This is a genomic window from Sphingopyxis sp. (genome assembly GCF_050725655.1).
Taxonomy (GTDB): Bacteria; Pseudomonadota; Alphaproteobacteria; order Sphingomonadales; family Sphingomonadaceae; genus Sphingopyxis.
Genome location: NZ_JBOHHT010000003.1, coordinates 1 through 8,495, shown reverse-complemented (window position 1 = coordinate 8,495; position 8,495 = coordinate 1). Strand labels below are relative to the sequence as shown.

The following is an 8,495-nucleotide window of genomic DNA, read 5'->3' as shown; positions in this document are numbered from 1 at the left end:
TGCGACTAAGCCAGCAAGCTGGCAAGTCTCGCTGCCCTCCCCTGAAGGGGAGGGCGTAGGAGGATCAGTCGGTAAGGTCGGCGGGCACCTTGCCGCCGTTCGCCGCGAGCTCGCGCATCACCGCCTTGTGCAGCCAGATGTTCATTTCGGCACTGCCGTCGAGCTCGCCGGTATAGCCGAGTTCCTGCGCCAGTTCCTTGCGGTTGGCGAGGCTCGAATCGATGCCGAGCAGCTTCATCAGATCGACGATCGAGGTGCGCCAGTTGAGATCCTGCCCGGCGGTGGCGGCCTCGGCGGTGAGGATCGCATCGACATCGACCGGCGCGGCGGCAGCGGCTGCCATGGCTTGTGTCGCGGCGTCGAGCGCGGAGCCGACGGGGTTGGGGGCTGCCGGGGCGGCGGGTTCTGCGGCGACGGCCTTCTTGCCGAAGATGGCGTCCTTGATCTTGCCGAAAATGCTCATTGTGTAGCTCCCACTAGAAAAGCGGCCCAACCCGGAAGAGGCGAGTCGAACAGCTGCAAGCTAGGACTATGCATTTGAGAATGACAGTCAAAAGACCGACTCGTCCTCTGCTCGCACGCTGCTATACTCCTTCGTATCGGCGCGGTGTTCGATCCGCGTTGAAGCGGGAGTATGACGACATGAATCTCACCGACATATTGGCACAGGCCGGCGGCATCGAATCGATGGCCAAAGAGCTGGGCATCCCGCCCGCGATGGCCAAGCAGGGCGCCGACGCGCTGCTTCCCGCGATCCTTGGCGGTTTCAAGAAACAGGCGCAATCGGGCGGTGGGGTTGAAGGACTCGGCGGTCTGCTGGGCCAGCTGGGCGGCGGCGGCCTGCTCGACTCGGTGCTCGGATCGCAGCCGACCCCGGTCGATCAGGGCAATGACGTGCTTGGCCAGATCTTCGGGTCGAAGGATGTCAGCCGCACCGTCGCGGGGCAGGCTGCGACGCAGACCGGGATCGATTCGGGTATCCTCAAACAGATGCTACCGATGCTCGCGATGATGGCCGCGGGCTATATGGCGAAGCAGGGCGGTCAGGGCGGCGAAAGCGGCGGGCTTTCGGGCGGTCTGGGCGGTATGCTCGGCAATGTGCTCGGCGGCGCGATGGGCGGCGGCGCGGCCCCCTCGGCGGGCGGCCTCGGCAGCCTCGGTGGTCTGGGCAAGATGCTCGACATGGACGGCGACGGCAATCCGCTCGACGACATCATGGGCATGGTCAACAAGATGCGGGGGTGACTGCTGACCCCTCCCGCAAGCGGGAGGGGCAGCGAGACTTGCGAACTTGTTCGCTAGTCGCAGCGGGGTGGGCTAATCGCGACGTTGCTGGCCCACCCCCGACCCCTCCCGCTTGCGGGAGGGGAGATTGTTCACGCCGCCATCAGGCGCAATTCCTCACGGAAATCCTCGTCCACCCCGATGCGGCTTCGCATCGGGGTGACGGCGCCATCGGCATCGGCGTCACCTTCTTCGAACAAGGCGACCGCCGCTTCGCCGCCGCGCGCCAGGCTGTAACGCTGCGCGACCTTGCCGGTCGGGCGGAAGCCGAGCTTGCGCAGAACCGCGCCCGACGCCGGATTGTCGAGGAAATGGCCGGCGGACAGCTTCGGCAGGTTCATCGCGCGCGCGATATGGACGAGCTGGCGCCCCGCCTCGGTCGCGAAACCAAGGCCCCAATAGGGCCGCGCGATCCAGTAACCCATTTCGAGCGCGCCCTCCAGATCGTCGTCCGGGCTAGGCGAAATGCCGCATCCGCCAACGAGGCGCGGCGCGCCGCCGGTGCGGGCGAAGATCAGGAAACGCGGCTGGTCGGGATTGACGGGCAGGCTCAGGAACTTCCGGGCTTCCTCTTCGCCATAGGGCCAGGGCGCGGTCGCGAGATTGCGGACCACCGCTTCCTCGCCGATCGCACGCGCGAGCGCCGGGGCATCTTCCTGCCAGCCGGGCCGCAGCAACAGTCTTTCGGTACGCGCGAACATGTCTTCTAACTCCCAATGCCTGTCGCCTTGGCGCCAGATGGTGACGCTTTGACGACATTCGATATGGAGGGAGATGGATGGCCCCGTTTTCGCGCCCGGCCGTCTCAAGTAACGGATTTCAGGCAAGAAAAAAGGGAGGCCGGGGGTGACCCGTCTCCCTCTTTTCGAACGTTGTTCCCGCTGGTGCGGAAAGGACCGTTCCGGGTCATCCCTTGATGGACGACCCGTGCAGATCGTCCTTTATTCGGCTGCTTCCGCCATGGCGTCGACCGACACAAATTTGCGGCCAAGCTTGCCATCGTGGAATCGGACGTGGCCTTCGGCGGTTGCGAAGAGCGTGTGGTCCTTGCCCATGCCAACGTTGACACCCGGGTAAACCTTGGTGCCGCGCTGACGCACGATAATGTTGCCGCCGATCACTTCCTGACCGCCGAACTTCTTCACGCCAAGGCGGCGGCCGGCTGAGTCGCGACCGTTGCGCGAAGAACCGCCTGCTTTCTTATGTGCCATGACTGATGCTCCTTAATTCGTTTTCAGAGGCCGAGCCGCGTTGCCGCGCTCAGGCTTCCTTCTTGGGGGCTGCCTTCTTGGCAGCGGGCTTCTTTGCGGGCGCTTCGGCAGCGGCAGCGGCTTCGGTTTTCGGAGCCGCAGCCTTCTTGGGCGCGGCTTCCTTCTTCTCGACCGGTGCAGCCTTGGCTTCGGCGGCCGGAGCGGCCTCTGCCTTCGGAGCAGCTTCCTTCTTCGGCGCGGCCTTCTTGGCATCGCCGACGGCGAGGATGCGCAGCAGCGTCAGCGACTGGCGGTGACCGTTGCGGCGGCGATAATTGTGCCGGCGGCGCTTCTTGAAGACGATGACCTTTTCGCCGCGCGTCTGCGCGATGATCTCGGCCGAAACGACGAGGCCGTCGGCGCTCTTCACTTCGCCGCCGTCACCGGCCAGCAGGATGTCGCCCAGCGACACGGTGTCGCCAGCTTCGCCGTCGATCTTTTCAACGGCGATCTTGTCTCCAGCGGCGACGCGATACTGCTTGCCGCCCGTGCGCACGATTGCGAACATGGTCTTCCATCCAATCAGAAACTAAAACACCCACGCTGCCAGTCACCCGCCAAAGCAGGCGATTTTTCCGGCATGCGGGAAAGTCAGCGCCACTAGCGAGCCAAGCCGTCGCTGTCAACCGCCAAATCCCGTGCTTTTCATCCAAAAGCGCGGGGCTGCGCCGATTATCGCGCGCGGCGCCGATTCGGTGCTTGCTGCGCCGCCGACGCGCCCATATCAGGGGCGGCGATGAAGCGCGCCTTTCTTTTTGTCCCGCTGCTCCTGTCGCTGCCGGCTTGCGCCGCGACGCAGGCCAACGACGGACCCTCGCTGGCGAAGCGCGCGGTCGAGGGGCGATTCGATGTCGCACCCCCCGCGGTCGTCGTCGCGCCCCCGGGGCCGCTGCCCACCGACCTTGCCGGACGGCTTCAGCGTTGGGAATCGGATGGCGCCGCCGGGCAGCAAGCTTTTGCCGCCGAACGCGCCGCGACGGCGACGGCGGTTTCGGCGGCCGCGGGCGCCCCCGTCGCCAGCGAGCGCTGGGTCGTCGCAGAGCAGGCGATCTCGCGCCTCGCCGCCGCACGCGCGCCGCTCACCGCGGCGCTCGCCGATATTGATCGCCTTTATATCGAGCGCAGCGTCGACGACCAGATCGACGGGCTTCCCGACATCTACGCGCTGCGCGACCGGCTCGCCGATCTGGCCTCGACGCAGGATGCGGTGCTGGAAGCGTTGAACGCGCAGTTGCCGGGGCAATAGTTTCACGCTTCGTCACCCCGGACTTGATCGGCGATCATCCCCTTGCGACATGAAAGCGGCTGTTCCCCGGCGAAGGCCGGGGTCCAGAGCGTTGGAAAGCCATGGTTGCCCGATGACGCCCTGGGCCGTGTTGGGAGTCACGTGCCTCCCAACACCCTCCGCCGGGGAACAGCTACATGTTCGAAAGGGACAGTCACCGACTTGATCCGGGGCCCATTCGGCGGGCGTGGTCGGGGATGCCGGATCAAGTCCGGCATGACGATGTCGAGCGGAGTCGCGCTACTGATTCAGCCCGTGCTTCTTCAGCGCGTGGCGGATCTGGTCGTAACTCAGCCCCAATGCCTCGGCCGCGACCTTCTGGTTGAAGCGGCAGCGCGCCATCGTGTCGGACAGGATCTGCTTTTCATATGCGTCGACCGCCGCGCGCAAGTCACTAACCGGGCCCGAGGGCGGAGCGGGGGCGTGCGCTGCGTCGTTCGCCGGCGCCGGGGCGGACGCCTCGGGCCTTGCGGGGGCCTTGCGCGATACCGGCTGCCACGGGCTTGCGAACGGATCGAAGCTCAACGTGTCGACCGGCTTTTCGGGGTCGGCCCAGCGATAGATCGCGCGCTCGATCACATTCCTGAGTTCGCGGACATTGCCTGGCCAGTCGTGCCCTTCCATCGCCGCGAGCGCGCGCGGGCCGAAGCCCGGCCATTCGTCCCAGCCGAGCACCGCGGCCATGCGCTGCCCGAAATATTCGGCGAGCACCTCGATATCGCCTTCGCGCGCGCGCAAAGGGGGCAGGGTGATGACCTCGAACGACAGGCGGTCGAGCAGGTCGGCGCGGAACCGGTTATCCGCGGCGAGCGCGGGCAGATGCTCGTTCGTCGCGGCGACAATGCGCACGTCGACGCGGATCGGGCGCGACGAGCCGACGCGCGTCATCTCGCCATATTCGACCGCACGCAAGAGGCGTTCCTGCGCCCCCATCGACATCGTTGCGAGTTCGTCGAGGAACAAGGTGCCGCCGTCAGCCTCCTCAAAGCGCCCCGCGCGGGTGCGCGTCGCGCCGGTGAAGGCGCCGGCCTCGTGCCCGAACAATTCGGACTCGATCAGCGTCTCGGGCATCGCGGCGCAGTTCAGGATCACATAGGGGCGGTCCCAGCGCGTCGACAGGCGGTGGAGGCGCTCGGCGATCAATTCCTTGCCCGTTCCGCGCTCGCCGATCACCAGCACCGGGCGGTCGAGCGAGGCCGCGAGGCTCGCGCGTTCGACCGTGTCCTGAAACGCCGCCGATTGGCCGATAAATTGGGTCTCGCGCTCCATTCCCAATCATTGGCAAATTTTCCCGCTCATTGGCAAGTCAAATCGAGTTGGGATGCGATTCCGGCGTGAAGTTCGGCGGTTTTCTGTGGGCGCGCGCAATTGGCACGCCCTATGCATTGTTTCAGACGAACCGGCGCAGATCGTGCCGGCGCAGCGAAAACCACAGGGAAGGTTGATCCATGAAAACGATGTTTGCCCAAGCCGCCACTTTCGCGCTCAGCGCGGTCGGTGCACTGGCCATCCTCGTCGGCGTGATCGACCAGCCGCAGGTCGCCGCCAGCGTCACCGGCACCCCCGCCGGCCCGCTGGTTGCCGCTGTCATGTCCCCGGCGGTCAGCGCTTTGGCCTGACCGGCAACTGGTGCCGGGGCACTCTCCCCCCTTGCCCCGCCCCGGCACCAGCTTTTCTTAAAACAGACGCCCTCTAAAAAAAGACACTGGGTCTCAAGATTTTCGACAGGAGTTTCAAAATGGGTATTTTTTCACGAACCCGCGACATCATCGCCGCCAACGTCACCGACCTGCTCGATCGGGCCGAAGACCCCGAAAAGATGATCCGCCAGATCATCTTCGAGATGAACGAAACGCTCGTCGAAGTTCGCGCCTCCGCCGCCCGCACGATCGCGGACCAGAAGGAAATGCGCCGCCACATCGCCAAGCTCGAAAGCCTGCAGGACAGCTGGAAGGAAAAGGCCGAACTCGCGCTGTCGAAGGACCGCGAAGACCTGGCCACCGCCGCGCTCGTCGAAAAGCAGAAGGCCGGCGACATGGCCGAACGGCTGAAGAGCGAAATCGCCGTCCTCGACGACGCGCTCAAGGGTTATGAAAACGACATCGCCAAGCTGCAGAAAAAGCTGAGCGAAGCGCGCGCGCGCCAGTCGAGCGTCGTCAACCGCCTTGAAAGCGCCGAGAATCGCTACAAGCTGCGCGAAATGACCAACGGCGACCGGGTCGAAGACGCCTTCTCGCGCTTCGAAATCCTCGAACGCCGCGTCGACGAAGCCGAAGGCCGCGCCGATGCGCTGAGCCTCGGCTACAAAAAGTCGCTCGACGAGGAGATCGCCGAGTTGCAGTCCGCCGACAAGGTCGCCGACGAGCTCGCCGCGCTGAAAGCCGCGCAGGCCAAGAATTAAGGAGCCGGACCGATGGAAGAAATCATCATCGTCCCGATCGTCATCGGAACGCTCTTCCTCGGTCTGCCCTGGCTGATCCTCCACTACATCACGAAGTGGAAGCAGGCCAAGACGCTGACCGGAGAAGACGAACAGCTGCTCGACGAACTCTACGATACCGCCCGGCGGCTCGAAAACCGCCTGCACACCGTCGAACGCATCATCAGCGCCGACCATCCCGACTTCCGCCCCGCGGTACGCAGCGATGAAGACCTGGCGCAACTCGAAAACAATAGCCGGAGGAACTGAGATGTCTGCCAGCCGCACAAAATTCTACCTCGACAAGCAGAACGCCAAATGGAGCGGTGTGTGTTCGGGAATCGCGGATTATAGCGGGATCGACGTCCTCTGGGTTCGTGTCGGCGCGGTTCTCCTGACCCTGATGGGCGGCTTCCCGTGGACGCTGATCGCTTACTGGATGGTCGCCTGGATGGGCACCGCGAAACCCTTCGCGCTCTATGGCTCGACCGAGGAAGCGAAATTCTGGCAGGGCGTGCGTAGCAACCCGACCGCATCGACCCGCGACATCAAGTCGCGCTTCCGCGACATCGACCGCCGGCTTGCCGACATCGAGCAATATTACACGAGCCATAACCGCCGCCTCGCGGACGAGATCGACGCTCTCCGGTAAATCGGGCCGCTGATCGGGCCTCAAGCGGAAACGGCAACAGGGAGAAGATACATGAATTTCGGTGGCACCACTTTTGTCCTCGCCATCATCGCACTGTCGATCGGCGGCTGGATGTTCACCACCTGGATCCGCGCCAAGCACGGCTATCCCGTTGAGAATGAATGGGGCGGCACGGTTCATCGAACCGACCCCGACGCTGATCGAAAAATCGCCCTGCTGACCGACGACAACGCCAAGCTGGCGGGGCAGGTCAGCCGTCTGGAAGAACGGATTTCGGTGCTCGAACGCATCGCGACCGAAAGCAACGGCCAGGCGGCAGAGCTCGCCAGCCAGATCGACCGCCTGCGCTGAGAGGGAAAAGACAGTGAACATCGTCCTGAACAACATGGCCCCGGTCCTCGCCATCATCGCTATCGCCGGCTTCGGTAGCTGGGTCTTCACCACCTGGCTCCGCGTCAAGAACGGCTACCCGCTCGAAAACAGCTGGGGCAAGGCGGTCTATCCGAAGACCAGCGACGAGGCGATGGAGCGCGTCAAGCTGATCAGCCAGGAAAATGCCCAGCTGCGCGCCGAACTCGGTTCGGTGAAGGATCGCCTCGCGGTGATCGAGCGCATCGTCACCGACGAGAGCCACCGGCTGAGCCACGAGATCGAAGCGCTGCGGCGCCCCTCGAACTAGGCGTCGAACTGAGAGGAACGAACATGGAAGTCATCTTCATTCTCGCCATCGTCGTCGGGCTGCCGGTCACGCTGGCCATCGGCTACGCCGCTTATGAGCGGACCTTGAAATTCAAGGAAAAGCAGTTCCAGGCGATCACGCACGAAACCGCCGAAAAGGCCGCGCAATATGCGGCGCAAACCGAACGGCTGGAGGCCCGCGTCCGCGTTCTCGAGCGCATCGTTACCGACAAGGGAATTGATGTCGTCGACGAGATCGAAAAGCTGCGCGACGCCCCGCTGAACTAAAACAAAGATTTACGGAAAGGATTCTTCCCCATGAACCCCTTTGAAATGGTCATCGGCATCGTCCTCATCGTGACGATCGGCAGCATCATTCGCGCCAAGCACGGCATCCGCCGCGACAACAAGGGCAATGAATTTTTCGTCGGCAACACCGCCGACAATGCCGAGACCAAGGCGCTGCAGGCCGAGATCCGGTCGCTGAAAGATCGCATCCAGGTGCTCGAACGCATCGCCACCGACCACAACCGCGCGGTCACGCTCGATCAGGAAATCGAGAAATTGCGCGACAACAGCAAAATCTGAATGCCGGAAAAGGAGCAACGCTCATGGCTTTCATCACCCCCGACTTCACCGCTGCGGCCATCGCGCTCACCGCGCTGAGTATCGTCAGCCTGGTCGCGCTGCGCGGCTGGCGCGACTGGATACAGCTCAAGCGTGAGGAACTCGCCGCGGGCCACGCGCCGCTCGCGCAGGATCCGGGCGTCCCGCACGCGGGGTCGCGGATCGAGATCGCCGACCTCAAGGAACGGCTGCGCAAGCTCGAAGCCATCGCGGCAGGGGTCGACCTCTAATCACCCCGGCCCGCGCGGCACCGGCCCGCTCCCCTGTCAGTCGCCATCCGTCCGGCGGCTGACAGGGGAG

At 64.4% G+C, this 8,495-nt stretch carries 16 protein-coding genes; 11 read left to right on the top strand and 5 right to left on the bottom strand.

All coding sequences use genetic code 11. The annotated features are described in order from the left end of the window. Positions 1–64: 64 nt before the first annotated feature. The gene (locus ACREBX_RS00345; protein WP_431559764.1) at positions 65–463 is read right to left on the bottom strand and encodes a DUF3597 domain-containing protein; all 399 of its coding nucleotides are present in this window, start codon (positions 461–463) and stop codon (positions 65–67) included. A gap of 179 nt (positions 464–642) precedes the next feature. Here ACREBX_RS00345 and ACREBX_RS00340 point away from each other — a divergent pair, with 179 nt between their 5' ends. Further along, positions 643–1,245, top strand: a complete 603-nt coding sequence (locus ACREBX_RS00340; RefSeq protein ID WP_431559763.1) for a DUF937 domain-containing protein — start codon at positions 643–645, stop codon at positions 1,243–1,245. Between the two features lie 131 nt (positions 1,246–1,376). On the opposite strand, the gene ACREBX_RS00335 is transcribed toward ACREBX_RS00340, so the two are convergent. From ACREBX_RS00335 to rplU, 3 genes are all read right to left on the bottom strand, one after another. Next, positions 1,377–1,985 (bottom strand): GNAT family N-acetyltransferase, encoded by a 609-nt coding sequence (locus ACREBX_RS00335; protein WP_431559762.1) that lies wholly within the window; start codon positions 1,983–1,985, stop codon positions 1,377–1,379. A 240-nt stretch (positions 1,986–2,225) separates the two neighbouring features. After that, complete coding sequence (rpmA, locus tag ACREBX_RS00330; protein WP_431559761.1) at positions 2,226–2,495, bottom strand: bL27 family ribosomal protein; 270 nt, start codon at positions 2,493–2,495, stop codon at positions 2,226–2,228. A gap of 49 nt (positions 2,496–2,544) precedes the next feature. Next, positions 2,545–3,042 carry a 50S ribosomal protein L21 gene (rplU, locus tag ACREBX_RS00325; RefSeq protein ID WP_431559760.1) on the bottom strand — a complete coding sequence of 166 codons (498 nt, stop codon included), beginning with the start codon at positions 3,040–3,042 and terminating at the stop codon, positions 2,545–2,547. Positions 3,043–3,270: 228 nt separating this feature from the next. On the opposite strand from rplU, the gene ACREBX_RS00320 reads away from it, so the two are divergent. Beyond that, positions 3,271–3,780, top strand: coding sequence for a hypothetical protein (locus tag ACREBX_RS00320; protein WP_431559759.1), 510 nt, complete (start codon positions 3,271–3,273; stop codon positions 3,778–3,780). A gap of 279 nt (positions 3,781–4,059) precedes the next feature. Here the strand turns inward: ACREBX_RS00320 and pspF are convergent, their stop codons facing one another. After that, positions 4,060–5,088 (bottom strand): phage shock protein operon transcriptional activator, encoded by a 1,029-nt coding sequence (gene pspF / locus ACREBX_RS00315; protein ID WP_431559758.1) that lies wholly within the window; start codon positions 5,086–5,088, stop codon positions 4,060–4,062. A gap of 179 nt (positions 5,089–5,267) precedes the next feature. Here pspF and ACREBX_RS00310 point away from each other — a divergent pair, with 179 nt between their 5' ends. From ACREBX_RS00310 to ACREBX_RS00270, 9 genes are all read left to right on the top strand, one after another. Next, a complete protein-coding gene (locus tag ACREBX_RS00310; protein ID WP_156419602.1) occupies positions 5,268–5,438 on the top strand; it encodes a hypothetical protein in 171 nt (56 codons plus the stop codon). 119 nt (positions 5,439–5,557) lie between these two features. Next, positions 5,558–6,220 (top strand): phage shock protein PspA, encoded by a 663-nt coding sequence (pspA, locus tag ACREBX_RS00305; protein WP_431559757.1) that lies wholly within the window; start codon positions 5,558–5,560, stop codon positions 6,218–6,220. Between the two features lie 12 nt (positions 6,221–6,232). Next, positions 6,233–6,508: an envelope stress response membrane protein PspB gene (gene pspB / locus ACREBX_RS00300; protein ID WP_093509607.1), complete on the top strand. Its 276-nt coding sequence runs from the start codon at positions 6,233–6,235 to the stop codon at positions 6,506–6,508. 1 nt (position 6,509) lies between these two features. Continuing rightward, on the top strand, positions 6,510–6,890 hold the full coding sequence (gene pspC, locus ACREBX_RS00295) for an envelope stress response membrane protein PspC (RefSeq protein ID WP_431559756.1): 381 nt from the start codon (positions 6,510–6,512) through the stop codon (positions 6,888–6,890). A 51-nt stretch (positions 6,891–6,941) separates the two neighbouring features. Further along, positions 6,942–7,241: a hypothetical protein gene (locus ACREBX_RS00290; protein ID WP_431559755.1), complete on the top strand. Its 300-nt coding sequence runs from the start codon at positions 6,942–6,944 to the stop codon at positions 7,239–7,241. 34 nt (positions 7,242–7,275) lie between these two features. After that, positions 7,276–7,569: a hypothetical protein gene (locus ACREBX_RS00285; RefSeq protein ID WP_431559765.1), complete on the top strand. Its 294-nt coding sequence runs from the start codon at positions 7,276–7,278 to the stop codon at positions 7,567–7,569. Positions 7,570–7,592: 23 nt separating this feature from the next. Beyond that, a complete protein-coding gene (locus ACREBX_RS00280; protein ID WP_431559754.1) occupies positions 7,593–7,856 on the top strand; it encodes a hypothetical protein in 264 nt (87 codons plus the stop codon). 30 nt (positions 7,857–7,886) lie between these two features. Then, the gene (locus ACREBX_RS00275) at positions 7,887–8,156 is read left to right on the top strand and encodes a hypothetical protein (protein ID WP_431559753.1); all 270 of its coding nucleotides are present in this window, start codon (positions 7,887–7,889) and stop codon (positions 8,154–8,156) included. A 23-nt stretch (positions 8,157–8,179) separates the two neighbouring features. Then, positions 8,180–8,425, top strand: coding sequence for a hypothetical protein (locus ACREBX_RS00270; protein WP_192647239.1), 246 nt, complete (start codon positions 8,180–8,182; stop codon positions 8,423–8,425). Positions 8,426–8,495: the final 70 nt, after the last annotated feature.